This window comes from Aeromonas encheleia (assembly GCF_900637545.1).
GTDB classification, from domain to species: Bacteria; Pseudomonadota; Gammaproteobacteria; order Enterobacterales; family Aeromonadaceae; genus Aeromonas; species Aeromonas encheleia.
In genome coordinates, this window is the sequence record NZ_LR134376.1 from 1,920,048 (window position 1) to 1,942,612 (window position 22,565).

Sequence of the window (22,565 nt, forward strand, 5' to 3'; positions counted from 1 at the left end):
TAAAGTGTTCAGGCCAGCCACTGGCCCTGCTCCAGCTCGAGCAGCAGCAACATCGTCAACGCCTGGGCATAGGGCACGGGCGCCATGGCAATGTCGCAGTAGTACTGATGGTCATGACCCACCATGGTCCCCTTGGAGGCCTCGAGGACGATGCCGTCCCCGTCGATCCGCTGCCACACGGCACGGGCTGCCCGCAGGGCGGGTTCAACCATGGCCTCATCCAGCAGGCCCAGGCGGACACCGCGTAACATGCCATAGGCGATCCCCGCCGTGGCCGAGGACTCCTGGGGAGAGAAGGGGTCATCCAGCACCGTGTGCCACATGCCGTTGTCGGCCTGCAGCTCGCACAGGGAGCGCACCTGGCGCGCCACCACCTGGGTGAAGTAGCGCCGCACACCGGCGTCCAGGTGATCCCCCATCAGATCGATGAACTCGGGGATGGCCACCGTGATCCAGGCATTGCCCCTGGCCCAGAAGGCCTCGGCATAATGGTGCCGATCGAGGAAGGTCCAGCCGTGATACCAGAGGCCGCTCTTGGGCTCGCTCAGGTAGCGGGTGTGCAACAGGAACTGGTAGACGGCCTCGTCGATCAGATCCTGCCGCGCCAGCACTATCCCGGCCGTGCCGAGGAACAGGCAGGTCATGAAGAGGGTGTCATCCCAGAGCTGGCCGGTGTTGGGTTGCTCCTTCACCACGTGCTGGAAGCCGCCCTCTTCGGTTCTGGGCAGGTTGGCCAGCAGATCGTCGGCCCAGGCATTCACCGCCTCGCGCAGATCGGCACGGCCGCTGTGGCCCGCCAGCAGCGCCAGGGTGATCATGGGGGCCGTGGTATTGATCTGCATGGCGGGCAGCCCCTTGCGGATCTGGTCTTCGTACCAGGCCAGCAACGAGGCTTGCAGTTCGGCATCGTCCTTGTGCCGGGCATAGCGCCAGAAGCCGTAGAGACCGACCCCGACCTCCCACTCCCACTGCTCGAACTGGATGGCCAGGCCTTGGCTGGTGGTCAGTTCGCCCATGCCTTTGAGCTGGCAGAAGCCACGGACCACCCGCTCCAGGGTGGGGATGAGTGCTTGCTGTTTCATTGTGCCTCTCCACGATAGGTGACGATGGGATCGCATCCCGCCTCGGCGGGGAAGTGGTGCGAGACTCCCTCGACCTGGCATGCACCCTGCCAATCCAGACGCATGAGTTCGCCCTCTGCGGTGCCAGCGATGGCCGTCTCGCCGTCGAGGCGTACCTCGAGTGCGGCCATGCGTTGGCAGAAGGCCGCGAAGACCGCGTCGTCGCCATGGCCGACCTCGATATACCAGGCCACCCGATGCGCCTTGGCGCGATATTCGTTGCCGGCGGTCATCCCGGTCGTCACCGCGCACAGGGGCGCCGAGCAGCCGATGGCGGCGAAGGCATTCCCGGCCCGGATCAGGCAGCCGTGAGCCGTCGCGATCACCTGATCGAAGGCCTCCGCCGGCAGGTAGAGGTGAGTCCAGGGGAAGGGATCATCCTCGGCCAGCCGATAGAGCTGCAGGGTGCGGTTTTCCACCTGCATCACCCGCGGCAGTACGCCGTTGCCGGACCAGTAGGAGGGGCGCTGTTCACCGCCGGGTTCGGCTTCGCCCGGGTGGTTGACCCAGAACTTGGCGTCGTGACCGGAGGCGAACTGCACATCCACCAGATGCTGCTGATGGCCGCGTTGACCGGTATGGTGGTCGACGCAACTGGAGAGGCTGACCCCCGGCTCCTTCCAGACGACGATCTTGCCGCCACCCGCCTGATAGCAGGCCGCCAGGGTGCCCTGTTGCAGGGTCGCGTAGCGGTCAGCCTCAACCGGCGGCTGATAGTCGCTGGCACAGAACAGCGGCAGGGAGGCGCATTTGCGGTTATACCAGCCGCCGCCCCAGGCGACGTTGCCGTAGGCCGACAGCTCGGTGAGCACGCCAGCCAGCAGTTCCTTCTCGTAGACCCGCCCCATGGTGCCGGCGGCAATCCCGGCCTGATAATGCAGGGCGCTCAGCAGCATCAGTCGATCGATGAGCCCCTTGGCGCGCTCGCGCACCCAGGCATCTTCCGCCAGTTGATAGAGCGCAAACAGGCCGATGTAGTCGACCGGATAGTAGGGCGCCGAGTTCCATTCGACGAAGCCGTGCCGATCGATGGCATCGAACCACAGCGCCAGGCGCTGCGCCGCGATGGCACGCTGCTGTTCGCCGCTGCGGCCCGAGGCCAGGAAGCGCTCATGGGGGAACATCTGGCCGGCCAGGTATTGGGCGGTGTGGAAGCAGAGGGTATGGTTCTCGCTCCAGAACCACATCACGTCGTTACCCGGCTCATCCAGCCAGTAGCGATAACCGAGGATGGAGCTGCGCACCCGTCGCCACATGGCGGGCTGGAAGTGCTCGCCCTGATGGCGTTGCCAGATCCAGAGCAGCGGGACCAGGGAAAAGTCGGAGCAATCCTCGCGGGCGCTGATCCGTGCCAGGGTATCGAGCAGCAGCTGATCGGCCTCGGCCGTGAGCTCGCCGCACTGCAGCATGGCCAGCAGGCGGGCGGTGCGATCCATGCCATGACGGGCGGTGTGCCGCAGCGCCTGCTGCTTGCGCTCGGCCAGGTTGCTGGATGACTCGGCATTGCCGAGGGGCTGCATGACGTTGACACCGAAGCTGCGGCCGATGGCAACACCAGCACAGCTCATGTTCAGTACAATCTGGTAGTGCGCCGGACCGATGTCGGCGGGGAGGTCCAGAGTCAGCAGCTGGCTGCCCGGCGAGACGGTGCCGAAATCCACCCGGCGCGGTCTGAAATTGTCATTGCCCATGCCGTGGATCTCGCCTTGCAGGCGAACGGGGTGCGTCGGTGCGGCCACGCCGAGCCGGATCCTGGCCTGGTTGTGCCAGGCGGTGAGTTCGGGGCGCATGGTGCCGGCAAACTGGCACAGCTCATCGAGCACGGCGGCATCGACATGGGGCAGCGAGACCCCGAGGGGCACGTGGCCACGGTAGATGAGTCGCAGCGCAAACACCGTATCCCGCTCAAACAGCTCTTCCAGATGGACAAGCAGGGTGTTCTTGCCCGCCTGCAAGGGCAGCATCAGCTCACAACTCTGCAGCTTGTTGCGGGTGAAGGGGGTGAACTGGGTGATGGCCAATCCATCACACCAGAGCCGGACACCACCGCAGGTCGACAGCTGGAAGGGGTAGTTGCCCGCCTCGTCGGCATGTAGCTCCACCTCCAGCCAGCGCTGCACATGGAATGGCACACGCTGGAAGGAGGAAAAAGAGACGGTATCGCTCTCGCCGGTGAAGCTCACCTGGGTGCGCGGCAGGGCTTCAGCCGGCTCGACGGTGCGCTCGGCCATCTGCTGGCGGAAGACTCGTCGGCAGAATGCGTCCTCTTGCGGCCCCATGCCATTCTGGAAGCGGTAATCCATGGTCATGTCCATGGCTTCACCGGCAAAAAATTCGGCGAATCGCTCCTCGCGGGGGGCAGAAACGCAAAAACGGGTGAGTGCCGAATCCGGCTCGAGCACCCAATTACCAAGCTTCATACAACTCTCCTTGAAGCTATTAACACCCAGAGGGGGCTATCTATATTGAGTAACCAGACGAACCCCTTTTTATGTAATAAAAAGGGGTCGGTCACCTTAATAAGTCTAAAAACCAGATGGCCGTGTTTCTCAGCGGCAGTCGATGAGAGTCATTGTGGCATTTGACATCTGTTTTAAGCCTTCATTCAAAGCAATGATGCAAATTATGACGCGAGCGGCAATATGGTCGGGTCAGCCGACTAATATTTCCTGAACTGGAGCATAACAATCTCGTCCGTTCATCCGCTCGCGAAATAATGTCAATTTCAGATAAGTCGACATTCTGTGACGCAAGACCCATATTCAGCGATGCATAGCCAACCATAATGAATAACAGGGGCCATTAGATTCCCTTGTTCGCGCATCTTTCACGATTCTTAAATTCGTCGTGCAAGCGGAGTGAATTGGCACCAGCTTGCAAGAGTGCTGTCGTTATTCACTGACTCCAATGACGCTTGGTACATGGCTGATGGTGACATTGGTACATCTTACCGGCGGGGTGGGTCAGGATTAGAAGATGTACTCTATCCCTACGCGCCAGCGCCACTGCCAATCATTGGGGTAGGGGTTGTCATCTGCCGGATCGTTGTATGACACATAACCGATCTCGGTGAATGGCCGCCAATTTTTATTGATCGGGACGCGAATGGTGACGTTATTCAGATAAGAATATTCTTCGCCATTAAAGTCCGGGTAATCGAGCTTTTTATATTCGAAGTCATAGGCAACAGACCAGTTTTCCGCATTATAGCCGAGGTAATAGTTCAGCTGGAAATAATGGCCGTTTTCCTTGTTGAGCGAATCGTCGTAGTTACGCTGTCCCACCCGGAAACGTGCGGCGGTATAAAAGTTGGGATTGAACCAATAAGTGGGTTTGAAGTGAATGCGCAAATCTTGCACGTCATTGGTGATCTCGGTATTGAAACCGGCTTCCCACCACCATTTGTCATTGGGCTTGGCAAGATAGGTCAAGTCATATTCGGTGCCCGTGGTGTGAAGTTCATCGAAGGCACCTTCTCCCTCACCTCCACTGGTAAACTTGGATTCGACACCAACACCCCAGCCATTATCGAAGCGATGAGAAACCACCAGACGATCGCTTTGCTGATCCTGTTTCTCCAGGAACTCGTGTCGGTAATTGAGGCTCAATGCATTTGCATTCATGCTGGTGAGCGCCGAACAGACGGCAATGGCTGCACATGTGAATTTCAACTTCATACCTTTCGATCAATCCTATGAAAAAAAGCTACTGACGGTGGTCCCATTGCCAGATAGCGCATGTGGCTTTCAATCTGGATCGGACTCGTTAAGGTCAATTTTGGTGGCAGGCCACGGCGGTGGGTCCTGAAGGCCTGCACGATCATCTGTACGACGCGTCGACGAACTTCATTTTTTACCGGGGATTTTTTGCTTTTCAAAACGACGGTTCAAATATAATTCATCTGGTGTTTCATTTGCAATGGTGGTGGCATGACGACATCAGAAAATGGGATCTGTATCTACATAAAATAAAACGTCGTTTCTATTGTGTGTTTTGGAGGGGGCTGACTGGAGCTTGGTGGGGCGGCGAGCTTGTTCAGGGGACGGGGGTTAGAGCGAGACGTCCGCGAGGAGTCAGAAACAACCTGGCCCTCGGGAAGAGGACCAGGGGAGGGTATTAGCACTGAGTCAGCGCGTTCAGCCTTGACGTGCCTTGAATCTGGGGTTGCTCTTGCAGATCACGAACAGCTTGCCGCGTCGACGCACGACCTGGCAATCCGGGTGACGTGACTTGGCCGATTTCAGGGAGGAGAGTACTTTCATGCCGGCTCTTTTCCTTTGTTGAAGAATTGTCCGAAGCGTTGGCCGAAGCGGGCTACTTGTCCCTCCTTGCCGACTTGTTTCTGCTTGCCGGTATAGAAGGGGTGAGAGGCACTGGAGACATCCAGTGTCACGTAGGGATAGGTGTTGCCATCTTGCCACTCCTTGGTGCGATCGGTCTTGAGGGTCGACCCTATCAGGAAGTGAGTGTTGGTGGTCAGATCGTGGAACAGTACCTGACGGTACTCCGGGTGAATATTGGGGCGCATGATTCTCTTTCTGTTGTTATGTTATAACAAACCAATTGTGCAACAGGTGAGAATCAATATCAATCCATTTTATGCCGAGATCTTATCCTGCCGGATAACGGCACCTGACGGACGCAATACAAAGTTAAGGAAATGCCCTCATCCGGGCTGTTGTGGGGAGATTTATTGGACGGCACGAGGTGAAACTAGGGTGGGCGCTTTACTTTTATAGCTTACTGTATAAAAATACAGTCATATATCATGGAGAAGTATCCTATGCGTCTGGAAATCATCATCGACAGAAAACATCAGATCCCCACCACGACCATGGAGGCGCTGCGCCAGGCGCTGCTCAAGCAGTTGGGTGAGAAGTTTCCCGACCTGCACGTGCGGGTCGCGCCGGGCAGCGCCATGGCGCTGACGGTCAGTCGCGCCAGCAAGGAGGACAGAGAGCTGGCGGAGGCCATGGTGCAGGAGGTGTGGGAGAACGCCGACAGCTGGATGCCCGAGGCGGAAAACGCCGACGCCTGAGCCGTCATCGCGGATGCCCGTGCCCGGCAAATGGCCGGCTCAATCCGGATCAAGCAAAACGCAGCCCTGGGCTGCGTTTTGCGTTTATGGATGAGCTGCTGTCAAACTTGGCCGACCCTCGACCCTCGACCCTCGACCCTCGACCCTCGACCCTCGACCCTCGACCCTCGACTTTCAACCTTCAATCAATCCTCGACCCGCAGGCGTGCTCAGAGTCCGCTCCAGCGCTTGAGACTCTCCACTTGGACGCGATGGTCGGCCTGGGCGATGTCGCCATTGGCGCGCAGGGCCCTGAGGGCGATGGGCAGGGCGCTGCGCACCTCGTCGGCGGTCATGCCGGCATGCAGTGCCGGGTGATAGGCGAGTTTGAGCAGCACGTAATCGAGCCCGGTCGGGAAGCTGTCGATGCTGTGGTCGTTGAAGATGGAGGGGAACACCTTGTCCGAGTCGTTGGGCAGCCCCATCACCTGGGTGAGCTCCTCCACCACGCAGTCCAGAAAGCGGCCCTTGGTCCGGCTGTAGTCCACCGGGATGATGATGGTGGCGCGGGTGATCTCGTAGCGGGCATTGGTCGCGAAGTTGGCCAGACAGACCCCCTCCTTGAGGGCGATTTTGACCGAGTCATCCTTGCCAATGGTGCGGCTGGCCCAGCTCGCCATCTGCTGGCGCCGGGTCATGATGAGGGTGAGGTTGGGCTTGTCGCCGACCAGCAGTATGGGTTGGCCGGTGATCCTGGCCAGGTGCTGGCTCTGCACTCTGACCACCTCGGCCTGCAGCGGCTTGTCACCGAACTCGTTGATGAGCTTGAGGCGGATCGGCCCCTGCCAGCGGGAGAAGCGCACATGCTGCTCGTGGCCGTATTCCCGCTTCATGGCGACCTCAAAGAAGCTCTGGGTCAGGTAGGCATCGCTTTGCCAGCGTTCGGCCGCCGGCAAGGCGCAGGGCAGCAGCAAGGCGAGCCACAGCCCCAGCATCCGGCCTGGTGCGAAATGACGGCCGGATCGCCGTGCACGCTGTCGCCATGGGATCATGGGGCCTCCTTGCAAGCGGTATGGGTCAGCGCTGGGCTCGCTCGATATCACGCCAGGTGAGCCAGAGCCTGAGGTCGAACTCCAGTTGATGATAGTCCGGTTCCATGTGCTGACAGAGCTGGTAGAAGGCCTTGTTGTGATCCTTCTCCCTGAGGTGGGCGAGCTCGTGCACCACTATCATCTTCAGGAAGGCGGGATGGGCCTCCTTGAACAGGGCGGCGATGCGGATCTCGTTCTTGGCCTTGAGCTTGTTGCCCTGTACCCGGCTGACATAGGTGTGCAGGCCGAGGGCATCCTTGATCACGTTGATCTTGCCATCGAAGATCACCTTGGACAGTGGCGCCGAGCTCTTCAGGTAGCGGTTCTTCAGCTCCATGGTATAGGCCAGCAGCGCCTTGTCGCTCTGGACGAGGTGGGTGTCCGGGTAGCGTTTGGCCAGCATCTCGCCGAGCTTGTCCGCCGCGATCAGCTGTTGCACCTGGGCCTTGAGCGGCTCGGGATAGCCGCCCAGATAGGTCAGTTCCGCCATGATTCGTCACTTTTCACACAAAAAAGAGCGCCATTGTAGTCATCAAGCGCCGGCTTGGAAACAGACAGGCCGCCCTGGCGTCGCGCGCGCCAGCGAAAAGGGCCGCCATTGTTGCCAACGACGGCCCTCTCGGGGGTCTGTATTCACAGCCTGGCTCAGCGCCGGCGGTAGAGGCCCGGATCCACTTCCTGGTAGCGATCCGTCAGATATTGATAGAAGGCGAGGCTGGAGGGGGAGCTCGGCTGCTTCAGCTCGGCGGCCACCCGCTCCGGCTTGGCGATGATGAACTTGGGATCCTGGCGCTTGATGTCGGCCAGCACCCGTTCGCGCACGTCATAGGGCGGGTTGACGTTGGCGAAGAACAGATAGGCGGAGGCGGGCTGGCGATCGGTCCACAGATAGTATTGCGGCTGGATGCCATCGACCCAGATCTTGTCGGTCGGCACGGTTTCGGCCTTGATCCGATCGACCCGCACCTGGGCCGGCGGGTTGAACGGCTGGCCCTTCAGGGTGCCCTCCCAGGCGTTGTTGACCAGCAGGGCCAGCATGGCCAGCGAGGCCAGCCAGGGGGTGGCGCTGCGCACGTCCCAGGCGCGCCACAGGGGCACCAGGATCAGCACCGGCAGGGCCCACAGCAGGCTGTTGCCGAGCACCTCCCGCACCCGCTCCAGCGACCACTCCTTGGTACTCCAGCCATAACCGAGCTGCTGGGCCAGCAGCCAGCTGGCGGTCAGCACCACCAGCGAGATGCAGAGCAGGCCCAGCGCATCGGCCTGCTGCTCGCTGCGATCCAGCAGGCAGGCGAGCGGCAGCAGGGCCAGCGGCAGGTAGAGCACGTCGTAGTGATCGAACACATGGCCGGAGACCGAGTTGGCGACCAGGGTAAACAGCACCCCGAACAGGGTGGCGAACAGGGCGGGCAGGTACCACTCCTGGCGGCGCCCCAGCATCAGCACCATGAAGGCAGGCAGCAGCATGATGAGGCCGGTGCGCAGCAGGCCGACGGCCCCCACTTCCGGCGAGAAGCCGTTGCCGTAGCTCCCCTCGAAGAAGATGCCGAAGGCGTAATACTGGAATTCGGCCAGCAGCCCGTGGTGCTGGAAGTAGGCGAACAGCGGGCCGCCGATCAGCGCCAGCCCCAGCAGGCTGCTGCAGAGCAGGCCGAAGGCGCAGCGCCACTGCTCACGCAGACACCAGTGGCAGAACAGCACCAGATACCAGGCGCCCCAGAAGGCGCCGTTGTTGGTGCGCATCCAGGCCACAATGGCGAAGGTGATGGCCGCCACCAGCGCCGGTCCCCAGCGAAACTGCTTGTCCAGCAGCATGGTGATGAAGGCCCACTGGGCGATGAGGGCCAGGTAGAAGGTCCAGTCCTCGGTCATGTTGCCGTAGTAGTAACGGGTGCCATAGAGCGCCAGCACCGCCAGCATGCTGCCGAGCCGGGCCTGCAGGGAGAGGCCGAGCTGGGAGAAAGCCTGCCAGCTGGCGAGCAGGCCGAGCCAGCAGAGCACCCACTCCAGCAGCCAGATCCCGAAGAAGCCACCCAGGTGATAGCCGAGCGCATCGAGGGCGAAGATCATGGGGCCCTTGATGTCGATCATGTCCCGATAGAGCACGCCCCCCTCGCTCCACATCTTGCCCATCACCGCGAACAGGGAGGCGTCAAAGCCGGGGGCCATGCCGTGAAACAGCGGGTTGCGCAGGCAGAACAGCAGCGCCATCAGGGCGGTGAGCAGGACAACCAGCGGCTTGAGCCCGGGGTTGTAGCGCTGAGGGGTAAAACGGATGGCGTGATTCATGGGTGACCAGTTCCTGGAGGGAAGACGAGAAAGCGGGCCTATCTTGCCGAGGCCGGCAGTCCGATGCAATGGGGCAGGGGAATGTGCTTGAAATAATTTGCAAAAGTGCCGCTTTCACGAAGCAAAGCGGCACTTTTGCTGGGGTTCGGCCGAATGAGGGCCTCACTCCATGACGCGGTCGCCATGATATTCCACCAGGGCGGGCAGGGGGCAGAGCTCGGGCAGATGGCGGGCCCAGCGGATGAAGGCATCGGCCAGGGTGATGCCAAGCTCCTGATTGTGCTGGGTCAGGGTGCGGGCCAGCGCGGTGTAGCCCTCCTTGCCGGAGGCGGTGTAGGCGCTGGAGACCCCCCGATAGACGGCGTCGGCCTCGACCGCTTGCCACTGGCCCGGGCTCGACTCCCATTCGAGGCGGGTGATCCGGCCCCCCTTGGGGCGGTCGGCCCGGTAGCTGAAACGCACCCCGGCGGTGTAGGGGAAGCTGCCGCTGCCATTGCCGATCACGCCGTTGTTGGTGGCGTTGTCGATGGCCCCCTCCAGCGCCTCGGCCAGTTCATGACCGTGGACCCGGTAGAGGGTGAGCGGGATGGCGAATGGCAGCAGGCGGCCGGCGATGTCTGCCTCGCTCAGGGGGCCGGGTTCGAGGGAGCAGCGCACGCCGCCGGCGTTGTGCAGCGCAAAATCCACCTGACCCACCTGTTCGCGGGCGGCGGCCAGCATGGCATGGGCGACCAGGGGCGCCACCTGGCTGCCGGCGGGCAGCTGGGCGTCGGGCAGGCGCTGATGGTGCAGAGGCCCGGCGAGGCGGGTGACGATGCGCTTGGTCATGGTCTCGAGTTCGGGCCGGTAGCGCTTGGCCAGGCGTTGCTCGAGCTCGGGGGCGGGCTCGCAGAAGTGCAGCCCGGCCGGGGGCGGGGCGGCGAAGGGCCAGGGCTGCCAGGGCAGCCACTCCAGTTGGCCCTTGCTGCGCCGCACGCGTCCCTTGTCGTCGAACTCCAGCTCGCAGACCCCGAGGCAGAGCGCGCTGTGGGCGGCATGCAGGATGGCGACCCCCTCGACCATCAGCGGGTAGTCTCCCTCGCTCGCGAGCCCCAGCGGAGCCAAGTCCCCCAGCTGGCTGTGGGTGTGGCCGCCGACGATCAGGCTGAGCTCGGGGAAACGAGCCGCCAGTCGCTTGTCCTGCTCGAGCCCGAGGTGGCTCAGCAGGATGATGTGCTGGATCCCCTGCGCCGCTATCTCGCTCAGGGCGGCGGTGAGGGTCTGCTCTATGCCGTGGAACCGGGTGTGGGGATCCGGGCTCGCGATGGCGGCCATCTGCGGCAGCGTGATACCGAGCAGGGCAAAAGGCACCCCATCGATGAGCCTCTTGTGCCAGGGGCGGCTGGCATCGAACAGCATGGGCAGGTCCCGCAGTCGCAACGGGGTATCGGCCGGCTCCTGGCTGCTGTCGAGGTTGGCGGCCAGCACCGGGAAGTCGAGCTGGCGCAGAAACTCCACCAGCGGGCCGTTGCCGAGATCGAACTCGTGATTGCCGATCACCATGGCATCCGGTCGCAGCAGGCGCAGCAGGTCGGCGTTGGCTCGCCCCTTGAAACGGTTGAAATAGAGCGAGCCCTGGAAGGTGTCGCCGCCGTGCAGCAACAGGCAGGTCTGGCCGGCGGCGGCAGCCTGCCGGCGCAGGGCGTCGAGTCGGGTCAGGATGCGGGCATAACCGCCACACTGGGTGCGCCACTCGGTGTCGCCTGCGGGCAGGAAGCGCATGGGGGCGCCATCGAAATGGGAGTGGCAGTCACTGAAGTGGGCAAGTTGAACCGTAATACTCATCTCGGTCCTCCTTAGAGAAAAAGAGCACCGAGTCTACTGCAGGGAAGGGGGGGAAGCCAGCCCGGCGGACGCCGGGCTGGGAAAGTGTCAGGCGGGTACCATTATCTGGGTGGCGAGGATCACCACCAGCAGGCCGACCGCGACCGGCACCGAGGTGCGCTTGACCACCTCGAACGGTGACAGGTTGCCCATGCCCGCACAGGCGACCACCACGCCGGAGACCGGGGAGATGGTGCGGCCCAGGTTGGAGGCCTGCAGCATGGGGATGACCAGGTAGGCGGGGTTGACGCCGAGGCTGGTGGCCAGGTGCGGGATCAGCTCCACGAAGGCGTAGAAGGGGGCATTGCCCGAGCCCGTGGTGAAGGCGGCCAGGGTGGTGATGACCACCAGCACCAGCATGATGACGATGCCACCGGTGCCGAAGCTCTGGGCCAGATCCAGGAGGTGGGCGATGAAGCCGAGCCCCATCAGCCCCTGGGCGAAGACGCCGGCACCGACCAGCAGCATGACCACGCCGGCGAAGGCGTCCGCCATGCTGCGCCAGCACACCTGCAGGCCGTCGAGCAGCTCCTTGCCGTTGCGCTTGCGCACCAGCTCCAGCAGGGCGGCCAGCACCAGACAGATGACGATGATGGTCACTATGTCGAGCTTGGGGCTCACCTTGCCGTCAAACAGCAGCACGCCGATGATGGGGGTGAACGGCAGTATGGCGTAGAAGCTGGGGGCGTCGGTGATGAGATCGCTCGGGGCGACCGCCTCGTTGTGCTCACCCGACCTCTGATCCAGATAGCGCTGCCAGAAGAAGTGAGCCACCGCCATGGCGGCAATGGCCACCAGCGAGATGGGCAGGGTCAGCTTGAAGGCGAAGTCGAGCAGCTCCATGTTGGCGGCCTGGGCGGCCATCACCACGTCCCCCGAGGTGGGGGCCAGGATGATGGCGGCCGGGGAGGCGCACACTGCCGCCGCGGCGCCACGGGAGATCCCCATGTTGACCATCAGCGGGAACAGGGTGGCCATCAACAGCACGCCGAGACCGGTGGCGGAGCTCACCGCCAGCGACATGGCACAGGCCACCAGGTAGGCGGCCACCAGCAGTATGTAGGGGGACTTGATGATGCCAAGGGGCTTGCTGGCGAGTTTCACCAGAATGGTGTTGGCGCCGATATGGCTCATGTAGCCGGCGAAGCCGCACAGCACCATGATCAGCATGCCCAGGCCACCGCCTCTGTCTACCAGCAGGTAGCGCACATACTCGAACACGTCGGTGGCCACGTGACCGGTCGAGGCGACGCTGGCGGGCAGCACGGCCTTGCCCATCAGGGCGGTAATGGCCAGCAGCAGCAGGCCGCCGCTGAGCAGCACCCCGGTCGCCGAGTAGCCTTTGAAGATGTAGCGTCCCACGGCCAGAGTGACCAGGGTGCCAATAAGCAGTTCCATCATAGACAAGTTCCTGAGTACGACATGAAGGTGGGACATTTCCGGCGTTAACTTGGCGGTTAATCTGGCCTGTGGCGAAATGTACCGGTAAAAACGCGGCGATTATTATCCAATAAGAGGTAATCGACCATGATGTCGGTCATCACTTGTGATCCCGCCTGCAAATCTCGGAGCCCGGCCGGGGGGCGAGATCTTGCCCGGTTGCCGCCGCGGATGACGACAGCAGGTGACAGTCGTCGGGATCGCGGTTAATCTCCCATCCTGAATATTAATTCATTGATTCTTAATCGAAATAACGCTGGGACTCACAAGGGGCAAGGCCGCGAGCAGATGGGACTTTTCAGCAGAATAGGTATGGTGGCGGCCCTGATGTATGCCGCCTCGAGCGGGGCAGAACCCTCCCATTATGCCGGCATCCGGGTCGCCCCTGACATCAAGGTCGATTTCCAGTTTTATCGGGTGTCGGGGGCCGATGTCGCGACCGTGATGCGCCAGATAGCCAGGCAGGCACCGGCCCAGGCCGGCGGCCACATCGGCAAGGCCAGCTATCAGCTCTCCTGGCAGTTGCAGACCCGGCCGACGGCGTCGCGCTGCGAGCTGGAGCAGGCCAGGGTGACGGCCCGCATCGGGGTTCGGGTGCCGAACTGGATGGACAAGGCCAAGGCGTCCGCCGGCGAGCAGCAGAAATGGGATCGGCTGGTGGCGGCCATGTTTGACTACGAGAGTCGTCACAAGGACATACTGCTGGAGAGCGTCAGCCAGCTCGGCATCCGGCTGGCCCAGCTGCCGGTGGCGCGGGATTGCGCCGCCTTGCAGTCCGAAGGCTGGCAGCAGGGGCAGGCGGTGCTCGCCAGCACCCGCGAGCGCTTCGCCGCACTGGCGCAGCAGACCGAGCAGGGCCGCAAGCTGGGGGTGATCTGGCCGCAGGGGAGCTGAACCTGCCTATCGCGCGCTAGCGCCAAGCCGCCGCGCTAAAAAACGGGCTACCCGCAAGGGAGCCCGTTTTTTATTGGCCGAGGTGGTGATGAGGGAACGGCTCGCCTCAGTGCAGGGGTTTGCCCTTGAGCAGCTTGCGCACCCAGTAGCGGGCGGGATGCAGCGCCTCCAGCAGCTCGGCCGCCAGCGGCAGCGGCTCACCGCAGATCTCGCTGGCGACCAGCTCGCCGCAGAGCGGGGCCGAGCAGAGGCCCCGTGAGCCCAGGGCCCCCACCACGAACAGGCCGGGATGGAGCGGCAGGGGCGCCGCGTGCTGCCGATCGGACTGCAGCCCGGCATAGTGCGCCGCGAGGCTCGCCAGTCGGACGACGGGCCCTGCCACCGGCAGGTGATCCCGGCTGGCGCAGCGCACCCCGACCCGGGCCTCGGCCGCGCTCACATCCACCTCCGCAGGCCAGGTCTGCTCCGGCAGGCAGGCTTGCAGCCGAGCCTGATTCTGCCCCTGCTCCTCGGCGCTGTAGTCGGTCGTGCTCTGGTTGCGGCCATAGCTGGCGCCGATGCAGTGTTCTGCATCATGGGCTGGGGTGAGATAGCCGTCGTAGCAGAGCACCGTCTTGAGCCGGCTCAGGGTGGCCGTGGTCGGTACGTGGCTCACCTGGCCGCGCACCGGATAGAGCGGCAGCTCGGCAAAGGGCAGCAAGGCCGGCAGCCGGTGACCGGCGGCGACCACCAGATTGGGGGCCTGCCAGTGGCGACCATCCTGTGTCTCGACCTGCCAACCGTCGAGCTGCTCGTCGACAGCGGTGATGGGGATACCGTATTCCACTCGCAGCAGGCCGCTCGCCTGCGCCTCTTTGATGGCGGCGCGGGTCAGGTCCGCCGGGCAGAGCCAGCCTCCCAGCGGGTAGCCGACGCCGCCATGGCCGCAGGGCAACCCGCATTCGGACTCGACCTCGGTGGGGGTCAGCGGGCGCATCAGCGCGGGCGGGAAGGGGCCCTGACTCATCTTGCCGAGCTTGGCGACGGACTTGTCGTCATAGCCGAGCTGCACCACGCCGCACAGGTCAAAGGCGATGGGATGACGCTCGGCGAGTGCCAGCAGGCGGTTGCGGGCATAGCCGAACGCCAGGGAATAGAAGCGGGAGAGGGCATCGTGCTCGCCATTGAGCAGGGGATAGAGCGCCCCCTGCCGATTGCCGGAGGCACCGGTGGCGGGCTCGCCATCTTCACACAACAAGGTGACGTGCCGGCCCCGCTCCACCAGGGAGAGGGCTGTCATGGCCGAGGCGATGCCGCCGCCGATGATCAGCACCTTGCCGTCTCGCCCTGCCGGACGGGCATACCAGGGCGCTATGGTCTGCTGCGGTTGCTTGTCGGCCCTGTCTCCCACCAGCATCTCCCGCTTGCTGCCGTGGCCCTTGGTCTTCTTCATGGCAAAGCCAGCCTCAATGAGGCCGCGGCGCACGAAGCCGGCGCAGGTGAAGGTGGCGATGCTGGCCCTGGGGCGGGCGAGGCGGGCGAGGCCGTCGAACAACTCTTGCGTCCACATCTCGGGATTCTTGGCCGGGGAGAAACCATCCAGATACCAGGCATCCACCAGCCCCTGTGGACCGTGGGGCACCTGGGGCAGCATGTCTTTGATGTCGCCAAACCAGAGATCGAGCCGAACTCGCCCCTCGGCGAACTGCAGGCGGTGGCAGCCGGATACCGGCAGCGGCCACTGCGCGATGAGCGCCTGACTCAAATGAGCGAGCTCGGGCCAGGCCGCCAGCGCCTTGCCAAGGTCGGCCTGGGTGAGAGGGTACTTTTCGAAGCTGATAAAGTGCAGGCGAGCACAGCGATCGGGGTCGCTTCCCTGTTCCAGAAAGGCGGCCATTGTCGCCAGAAAGTTAAGGCCTGTGCCGAAACCTGTTTCGCCAATCACGAAATTGTCACTATCGTGGTGTGAAAATCGCGCCGGTAGCCGGTTTTGCTGTAAAAAGACGTAGCGGGTTTCACTTAGACCGTTATCATTGGAAAAGTACACATCCCCGAACTCACTGGAGACTGGAGTTCCCGCTTCATTCCAGTCCAATCGGGCATGATGTAAGGATGTTTGACTCACGTTTTCCTCTGCTCGCGTCACAAATTCGCGGGCATTCTACGTGAAAGCAGACCAGTTTGGCAGCCGAAAGCGGGTAGACTCGGTGCCAGTTTTTCCAGACGAGATGAATTAATGAGAAGAGCAGTGATCACCGGTATCGGCGTCATCTCCAGTATCGGCAACAACAAGGAAGAAGTGCTGGCCTCCCTGAAAGCAGGTAAATCCGGCATCACCTATTCCGAGCAGTTTGAACAATACAACCTGCGCAGCCGTGTCTGGGGTAACATCAAACTCGATCCGTCTGAGCTGATCGACCGTAAAGTCATGCGTTTCATGGGCGACGCCGCCGCGTATGCCTATCTCTCCATGCAGCAGGCCATCGAAGATGCCGGGCTGCCGGAGGATCAGGTCTCCAACGAGCGCACTGGCATCGTGGTCGGCTCTGGCGGTGCGTCCGGCAAGAACACGTCGGAGTCTGCGGATATTGCCCGTGAGAAAGGCGTCAAGCGGGTGGGTCCCTACATGGTGCCGCGTACCATGTCCTCCACCACCTCCGCCTGCCTGGCCACCCCGTTCAAGATCAAGGGTGTCAACTACACCATCAGCTCCGCCTGTGCCACCTCTGCTCACTGCATCGGTCACGCGCTGGAGCTGATCCAGCTCGGCAAGCAGGACATCGTCTTCGCCGGCGGCGGCGAGGAGCTGGACTGGTCCTCGACCATCCAGTTCGACGCCATGGGTGCCCTCTCTACCAAGTACAACGACAACCCGGAAAAGGCCTCCCGTACCTATGACGCGGACCGCGACGGTTTCGTCATCTCCGGTGGTGGCGGCATCTTGGTGGTCGAGGAGCTGGAACATGCTCTGGCTCGCGGCGCCCACATCTACGCCGAGATCACCGGTTACGGTGCGACCTCCGACGGCTACGACATGGTGGCTCCGAGCGGTGAAGGCGCGGTGCGTTGCATGAAGATGGCGATGCAGGGCGTCGGCACTGTGGATTACATCAACACCCACGGTACCTCCACCCCGGTCGGCGATACCAAGGAGCTGGAGGCCATTCAGACTCTGTTTGGCAGCAATTCGCCCAAGCTCTCCGCTACCAAGGCCATGACGGGTCATGCCCTCGGCGCCGCCGGTGTGCACGAGGCCGTCTACTCCCTGCTGATGATGCAACACGGCTTCATCGCCCCCAGCATCAACATCGAGACCCTGGACGAGAAGGCCATCGGCCTGCCCATCGTGCGCGAGTGCGAGGCCGCCGAGCTCAATACCGTCATGTCCAACAGCTTCGGCTTCGGCGGTACCAACGCTTCCCTGGTGTTCAGCCGATTCAAGGCTTGATGATCCGGAAAGTAGATTGAAAAAGGCGCCGCGAGGCGCCTTTTTTTATGGGGAAATCGATGACTCTCAGGCCGGCTCGGTCAGCGGCAGCCGCATGTAGACGGCCCCTTCTCCATACTCGGCCAGCGACTTTCGGGTGGCGGCCGGCAGGAAGCCCTGCTTGCGCCAGAAGGCCGGTGCGTCCTGTACCGCCACCAGCCCCGCGTGTTCATACCCTTGATCGCAGGCAAACTCGAGAGCGGTCTCGAGCAGGCGCTGGCCTATGCCCCGGCCCCGTGCCAGGGGCGAGACCGCCAGATCGTGCAGATAGAACTCCTCATCCCCCGCCAGGCTCGACAGGGATACGGAGAGAGGTGGGGGCTGGTGGGCGCGCCAGGGATGGCAGAGCAGGTAGCCCAGCACCTCACCGCCATGTTCGGCGACCCAGCAACAGGCCGGGGCCAGCTCGGCCTTGTTGCTCATCACCTCGAGGGGCTCGGGCTCCAGCTGGTGATAGCAGTCGCTCTGAATGCGCATGATGGCGGGCCAGTCGTCGGCCAGGGTCGTGCGGATCTTGATCATGGTGCTGTGACGTTTGCTCGTGCCGGTGGGTGACGGGAAAATTGCGTCAGCCACCATAACAGAGCGCGGCGACGAACTGAACAACCATATCCAAACGATGCCTTTTTAAGGCAGGCGCGTTAGCGGACCGGCTGCTTGCTCACCACCCTGATCAGCTGATAGCGCACCGAGGAGGCATCGGCGGGGACATCGGTCAGCTGCTCGGTGCGCACTTCCAGCTGATAGCGGAAGCCCGGCTCGAAGGTGAAGCCCTCGATCTGCTGGTAGAAGAGGCTCCAGCTTGCGCCCGGCTGGCTGCGCACCTGCATGCACTTCATGGGGGCGACACCGACGCAGTCGGCCAGCTGATCCTGGATGTAGAGGGTCTCGGTGGTCGGGGTGCTCTGGCAGGCGCCGAGCAACAGGGTGGAGCAGAGCAGCAGGGGGGCTTTCATGATGGTGTGTCCTTGACGTAAAAGGGCGCGATTAGACCCTCAAATAAAAAGGCGGTCAATGACCGCCTTTGTAACAAACCATGTCAGGTGCCGGGATCAGCGCTGATCGAGCGGGGTGAATTCCCGTTGGGCCAGGCCGGTATAGAGCTGACGCGGACGACCGATCTTCTGATCCGGGTCCGAGTGCATCTCGTTCCAGTGGGCGATCCAGCCGATGGTGCGAGAGATGGCGAAGATCACGGTGAACATGGACATGGGGATGCCGATGGCCTTCATGATGATGCCGGAGTAGAAGTCCACGTTCGGGTAGAGCTTCTTCTCGATGAAGTAGGGATCGGACAGCGCGATGCGCTCCAGCTCCATGGCCACATCCAGCAGCGGATCCTTGATCTGCAGCTCTTGCAGCACCTCGTGGCAGGTCTGACGCATGACCTGGGCACGGGGATCGTGGTTCTTGTAGACCCGGTGGCCGAAGCCCATCAGACGGAAGGGATCGTTCTTGTCCTTGGCCTTGGCGATGAACTCGGGGATGCGTTCCACCGATCCGATCTCCTCGAGCATCTTGAGGCAGGCTTCGTTGGCGCCGCCGTGAGCAGGTCCCCACAGGGAGGCGATCCCCGCGGCGATACAGGCAAACGGGTTGGCACCGGAGGAGCCGGCCAGACGCACTGTGGAGGTGGAGGCGTTCTGCTCGTGATCCGCGTGCAGGGTGAAGATGCGATCCATGGCCCGCTCGACGATGGGGTTGACCTTGTACTCTTCGGTCGGCACACCAAACATCATGTGCAGGAAGTTACCGGCATAGGAGAGGGCGTTACGCGGCTGCATGAACGGCTGACCGATGGAGTACTTGTAGCACATGGCGGCAAGGGTCGGCATCTTGGAGAGCAGACGGAAGGCGCAGATCTCGCGATGCTCTTCGTTGTTGATATCGAGCGCATCGTGATAGAAGGCGGACAGGGCGCTGACCACACCGCACATGATCGCCATGGGGTGGGAGTCACGACGGAAGCCGCGGAAGAAGAAGGCGATCTGCTCGTGCACCATGGTATGGCGGGTGACCAGGCGTTCAAATTCCGCGTATTGCGTCTTGGTGGGCGCCTCGCCGTACAGCAGGATGTAGCACACTTCGAGGTAGCTGGCCTGGGTGGCCAACTGGGCGATGGGATAACCACGGTGCAGCAAGACACCCTGATCTCCGTCGATATAGGTAATGGATGATTTACAAGCACCGGTGGCCATAAAGCCGGGATCGAAGGTGAAGTACCCTTGAGCACCCAGTTTTCTGACATCGATTACATCGGGTCCGACAGTTCCAGACAGGATCGGTAGTTCTACCGGCTCTTTTCCGGGCAGATGTAGGGTGGCTATCTTATCAGCCATAGCACGTCTCCTTTGCTCTTTTATAATTTGGTTCCAGTCCTACTTTATTACGACTTTCATGACGCTGGCAAAGGTTCTTACCCGTACCGCGGCGGCTGGAGCGCCTTATTTGAACCAGAGATCCACCTTCTTGTCAATTTTACTGAATGATCATTAATGACTTGTTAAAGCCATTGTGAGATCTGGTTTACGGTTTTGGGTTTTCTATGTAGCCAATTGATTGTCATTGGTTAAGGCCGCCGATATACTGCGCCTCGTGGGTGATGGTCGTCGGTGTTTGAAACGCTTTCGCAAAGCCAGATGTGATATCTAAAAATGTTATTTTTGGCTTTTCCGAGTTGTTTTGGTAACAAAAACCTAACAAATGCCACTCCTAGCCCTCAAAGCGTGTGAAAACAATAACTAACGTGCTCAATGGAGCTGAGTGGGCAAAGCCGTGAAAAATAAACAGAGACCTGTAAACCTCGACCTGCAAACGATCAGCTTTCCTGTCACCGCCATCGCTTCCATCTTGCACCGTGTCTCAGGGGTCATCACCTTTGTGGCGCTCGCAATCTTGCTGTGGATGCTTGGTACTTCACTCTCCTCTCCCGAAGGATTTGAGTCGGTCGTTGCCATCATGGACAACTTCCTGGTCAAGTTCGTGTTGTGGGGGATCCTGACCGCGCTGGCTTACCACATTGTGGGTGGTCTGCGTCACCTGGTCATGGACATGGGGCATTGGGAAGAGTTGGAATCCGGTAATCAGAGTGCCCGCGTGGGCTTCGTGATCACCGCGGTTCTGGCGGTATTGGCGGGGGTGCTGGTATGGTAACCAATTCTGCAACTTTCGGGCGCAGCGGCGTTCATGATTACATCCTGATCCGCGCCACCGCTCTCATCATGACGTGCTACGTCCTCTACCTGGTTGGCTTTGTCGCCATCAACGACATCAGCTACGAGGTGTGGACCGGCTTCTTCGCTAAAACCTTCACCAAGGTCTTCACCCTGCTGACGCTGCTGTGCGTCCTGATCCACGCCTGGATCGGTCTGTGGCAGGTGCTGACCGACTATATCAAACCGGTAGGACTGCGCGGTGCGCTGCAATTCGCACTGGTTGTGGTGCTGTTTGTCTATCTGATGACTGGTTTCGTCGTGCTGTGGGGGGTGTAAGGTGACTATTCCAACTCGTGAATTTGATGCGGTGGTGATCGGTGCCGGCGGTGCCGGTATGCGCGCCGCCCTGCAGATTGCCCAGTCCGGCAAGAGCTGCGCCCTGTTATCCAAGGTTTTCCCGACTCGTTCCCACACCGTTTCCGCCCAGGGCGGGATCACGGTTGCGCTGGGCAATGCCCATGACGACAACTGGCAGTGGCACATGTATGACACCGTCAAGGGCTCCGATTACATCGGTGACCAGGAAGCGATCGAATACATGTGCAAGACGGGCCCGGAAGCCGTCTATGAACTGGAGAACATGGGCTTGCCCTTCTCCCGTTTCGACAACGGCTCCGTGTATCAACGCCCGTTCGGCGGCCAGTCCAAGAACTTCGGTGGCGAGCAGGCGGCCCGGACCGCGGCTGCGGCCGACCGGACCGGTCACGCCCTGCTGCATACCCTGTATCAGCAGAACGTCAAGAACAAGACCACCGTCTTCTCCGAGTGGTATGCGCTGGATCTGGTGAAGAACCAGGACGGTCACATCGTCGGTTGCACCGCCATCGACATGGAGAGCGGCGAGGTCGTCTACTTCAAGGCCAAGGCCACAGTGCTCGCCACTGGCGGCGCCGGTCGCATCTACCAGTCCACCACCAACGCCCACATCAACACCGGTGACGGTGTCGGCATGGCGCTGCGGGCCGGGGTCGGCGTGCAGGACATGGAGTTCTGGCAGTTCCACCCGACCGGCATCGCCGGGGCAGGGGTGCTGGTCACCGAAGGCTGCCGTGGTGAAGGCGGCTATCTGCTCAACAAAGACGGCGAGCGTTTCATGGAGCGTTATGCCCCCAACGCCAAGGACCTGGCCGGTCGCGACGTGGTGGCTCGCTCCATCATGATCGAGATCCGTGAAGGCCGTGGCTGTGACGGCCCCTGGGGTCCGCACATCAAGCTCAAGCTGGATCACCTCGGTAAAGAGGTACTGGAATCCCGTCTGCCGGGGATCTGCGAGCTGTCGCGTACCTTCGCCCACGTGGATCCGGTCAAGGAACCCATCCCCATCATCCCGACCTGCCACTACATGATGGGCGGCGTGCCGACCAGCGTGAACGGTCAGTGCCTGAGCCAGGATAAAGATGGCAACGACGTGCCTGTGGTCGGCCTGTTCGCGGTGGGTGAAATCGCCTGCGTGTCGGTACACGGCGCCAACCGTCTGGGCGGTAATTCGCTGCTGGATCTCATCGTGTTTGGCCGCGCCGCCGGCATGCACCTGGTGGAGAGCCTGGGTCAGATGGAGCACGGCCGCGAGGCCTCCGAGGCCGATCTGGACGCCGCCCTTGCCCGTTTCAACCGTTGGGAAGCCAACCGCGACGGGGAAGACCCGGCCCAGATCCGCAAGGATCTGCAGCGCTGCATGCAGAACAACTTCTCGGTATTCCGTGAAGGGGATGCCATGGCAGAAGGGCTGGCCGAGCTGAAACTCATCCGCGAGCGGTTGAAGAATGCCCGTTTGGACGACACCTCCAAGGAGTTCAACACCCAGCGCATCGAGTGCCTGGAGCTGGACAACCTGATGGAGACGGCGTTTGCCACCGCGGTGGCGGCCAACTTCCGTACCGAGAGTCGTGGTGCCCACAGCCGCTTCGACTTCCCGGATCGCGACGATGAGGGTTGGCTGTGCCACAGCCTCTATCACCCGGACACCGAGTCCATGACTCGTCGCGCTGTCAACATGTCTCCGAAGACGCGCGAGGCATTCCCACCCAAGGTGCGGACCTATTGATGATGGAGCCAGGTGCGATGCAGGTAACCTCATCGATCTATCGCTACATTCGCCGGTCTGCGAAGAGGTGGGAGGCACTCCCATCTCGCTTATCCAAGGTGCGGACTAACTGATTGCGGAGCCAA

General features: G+C 61.8%; 20 protein-coding genes. 6 read left to right on the forward strand and 14 right to left on the reverse strand.

Going from position 1 to position 22,565, the window contains the following annotated elements; all coding sequences use genetic code 11:
* Positions 1 to 8: 8 nt before the first annotated feature.
* The 5 genes from bglB to EL255_RS08985 all read right to left on the reverse strand — a co-directional run bounded on the left by bglB (position 9) and on the right by EL255_RS08985 (position 5,649).
* Positions 9 to 1,082, reverse strand: coding sequence for a beta-galactosidase BglB (bglB, locus tag EL255_RS08965; protein ID WP_042653586.1), 1,074 nt, complete (start codon positions 1,080 to 1,082; stop codon positions 9 to 11).
* Positions 1,079 to 3,541, reverse strand: a complete 2,463-nt coding sequence (locus EL255_RS08970; RefSeq protein ID WP_042653587.1) for a hypothetical protein — start codon at positions 3,539 to 3,541, stop codon at positions 1,079 to 1,081. The genes bglB and EL255_RS08970 overlap by 4 nt, the downstream gene beginning before the upstream one ends.
* Positions 3,542 to 4,090: 549 nt before the next feature.
* Complete coding sequence (locus EL255_RS08975) at positions 4,091 to 4,798, reverse strand: oligogalacturonate-specific porin KdgM family protein (RefSeq protein WP_042653588.1); 708 nt, start codon at positions 4,796 to 4,798, stop codon at positions 4,091 to 4,093.
* Between the two features lie 459 nt (positions 4,799 to 5,257).
* Positions 5,258 to 5,383, reverse strand: coding sequence for a type B 50S ribosomal protein L36 (gene ykgO, locus EL255_RS08980; protein ID WP_042653589.1), 126 nt, complete (start codon positions 5,381 to 5,383; stop codon positions 5,258 to 5,260).
* Entirely contained in the window at positions 5,380 to 5,649 is a 270-nt protein-coding gene (locus tag EL255_RS08985) for a type B 50S ribosomal protein L31 (RefSeq protein ID WP_042653590.1), read from the reverse strand. The genes ykgO and EL255_RS08985 overlap by 4 nt, the downstream gene beginning before the upstream one ends.
* Before the next feature lie 255 nt (positions 5,650 to 5,904).
* On the opposite strand from EL255_RS08985, the gene EL255_RS08990 reads away from it, so the two are divergent.
* Entirely contained in the window at positions 5,905 to 6,159 is a 255-nt protein-coding gene (locus EL255_RS08990) for a DinI family protein (RefSeq protein ID WP_042653591.1), read from the forward strand.
* Positions 6,160 to 6,368: 209 nt separating this feature from the next.
* On the opposite strand, the gene EL255_RS08995 is transcribed toward EL255_RS08990, so the two are convergent.
* The 5 genes from EL255_RS08995 to dcuC all read right to left on the reverse strand — a co-directional run bounded on the left by EL255_RS08995 (position 6,369) and on the right by dcuC (position 12,782).
* A complete protein-coding gene (locus EL255_RS08995; RefSeq protein WP_170176029.1) occupies positions 6,369 to 7,133 on the reverse strand; it encodes a DUF2927 domain-containing protein in 765 nt (254 codons plus the stop codon).
* 82 nt (positions 7,134 to 7,215) lie between these two features.
* The gene (locus tag EL255_RS09000) at positions 7,216 to 7,719 is read right to left on the reverse strand and encodes a M48 family metallopeptidase (protein WP_042653593.1); all 504 of its coding nucleotides are present in this window, start codon (positions 7,717 to 7,719) and stop codon (positions 7,216 to 7,218) included.
* A 155-nt stretch (positions 7,720 to 7,874) separates the two neighbouring features.
* Positions 7,875 to 9,518, reverse strand: coding sequence for a hypothetical protein (locus tag EL255_RS09005; protein WP_042653594.1), 1,644 nt, complete (start codon positions 9,516 to 9,518; stop codon positions 7,875 to 7,877).
* A gap of 162 nt (positions 9,519 to 9,680) precedes the next feature.
* The gene (locus EL255_RS09010) at positions 9,681 to 11,342 is read right to left on the reverse strand and encodes a bifunctional metallophosphatase/5'-nucleotidase (RefSeq protein ID WP_042653595.1); all 1,662 of its coding nucleotides are present in this window, start codon (positions 11,340 to 11,342) and stop codon (positions 9,681 to 9,683) included.
* A gap of 87 nt (positions 11,343 to 11,429) precedes the next feature.
* A complete protein-coding gene (gene dcuC, locus EL255_RS09015; protein WP_042653596.1) occupies positions 11,430 to 12,782 on the reverse strand; it encodes an anaerobic C4-dicarboxylate transporter DcuC in 1,353 nt (450 codons plus the stop codon).
* Between the two features lie 327 nt (positions 12,783 to 13,109).
* On the opposite strand from dcuC, the gene EL255_RS09020 reads away from it, so the two are divergent.
* Positions 13,110 to 13,715: a DUF922 domain-containing protein gene (locus EL255_RS09020; RefSeq protein WP_042653597.1), complete on the forward strand. Its 606-nt coding sequence runs from the start codon at positions 13,110 to 13,112 to the stop codon at positions 13,713 to 13,715.
* Between the two features lie 106 nt (positions 13,716 to 13,821).
* On the opposite strand, the gene mnmC is transcribed toward EL255_RS09020, so the two are convergent.
* The gene (gene mnmC / locus EL255_RS09025) at positions 13,822 to 15,840 is read right to left on the reverse strand and encodes a bifunctional tRNA (5-methylaminomethyl-2-thiouridine)(34)-methyltransferase MnmC2/FAD-dependent 5-carboxymethylaminomethyl-2-thiouridine(34) oxidoreductase MnmC1 (protein ID WP_197720920.1); all 2,019 of its coding nucleotides are present in this window, start codon (positions 15,838 to 15,840) and stop codon (positions 13,822 to 13,824) included.
* Positions 15,841 to 15,930: 90 nt separating this feature from the next.
* Here mnmC and fabB point away from each other — a divergent pair, with 90 nt between their 5' ends.
* The gene (gene fabB, locus EL255_RS09030) at positions 15,931 to 17,142 is read left to right on the forward strand and encodes a beta-ketoacyl-ACP synthase I (RefSeq protein WP_042653599.1); all 1,212 of its coding nucleotides are present in this window, start codon (positions 15,931 to 15,933) and stop codon (positions 17,140 to 17,142) included.
* Between the two features lie 66 nt (positions 17,143 to 17,208).
* On the opposite strand, the gene EL255_RS09035 is transcribed toward fabB, so the two are convergent.
* From EL255_RS09035 to EL255_RS09045, 3 genes are all read right to left on the reverse strand, one after another.
* Entirely contained in the window at positions 17,209 to 17,703 is a 495-nt protein-coding gene (locus EL255_RS09035; protein ID WP_042653600.1) for a GNAT family N-acetyltransferase, read from the reverse strand.
* 119 nt (positions 17,704 to 17,822) lie between these two features.
* Complete coding sequence (locus EL255_RS09040; protein ID WP_042653601.1) at positions 17,823 to 18,137, reverse strand: DUF4377 domain-containing protein; 315 nt, start codon at positions 18,135 to 18,137, stop codon at positions 17,823 to 17,825.
* Between the two features lie 96 nt (positions 18,138 to 18,233).
* Entirely contained in the window at positions 18,234 to 19,520 is a 1,287-nt protein-coding gene (locus EL255_RS09045) for a citrate synthase (protein WP_042653602.1), read from the reverse strand.
* A gap of 424 nt (positions 19,521 to 19,944) precedes the next feature.
* Here EL255_RS09045 and sdhC point away from each other — a divergent pair, with 424 nt between their 5' ends.
* From sdhC to sdhA, 3 genes are read left to right on the forward strand one after another with little or no spacing between them, the layout of a single operon-like run.
* Positions 19,945 to 20,334 carry a succinate dehydrogenase cytochrome b556 subunit gene (gene sdhC, locus EL255_RS09050; protein WP_042653603.1) on the forward strand — a complete coding sequence of 130 codons (390 nt, stop codon included), beginning with the start codon at positions 19,945 to 19,947 and terminating at the stop codon, positions 20,332 to 20,334.
* A complete protein-coding gene (sdhD, locus tag EL255_RS09055; protein ID WP_042653604.1) occupies positions 20,328 to 20,672 on the forward strand; it encodes a succinate dehydrogenase, hydrophobic membrane anchor protein in 345 nt (114 codons plus the stop codon). The genes sdhC and sdhD overlap by 7 nt, the downstream gene beginning before the upstream one ends.
* Before the next feature lies 1 nt (position 20,673).
* Positions 20,674 to 22,440: a succinate dehydrogenase flavoprotein subunit gene (gene sdhA / locus EL255_RS09060; RefSeq protein ID WP_042653605.1), complete on the forward strand. Its 1,767-nt coding sequence runs from the start codon at positions 20,674 to 20,676 to the stop codon at positions 22,438 to 22,440.
* Positions 22,441 to 22,565: the final 125 nt, after the last annotated feature.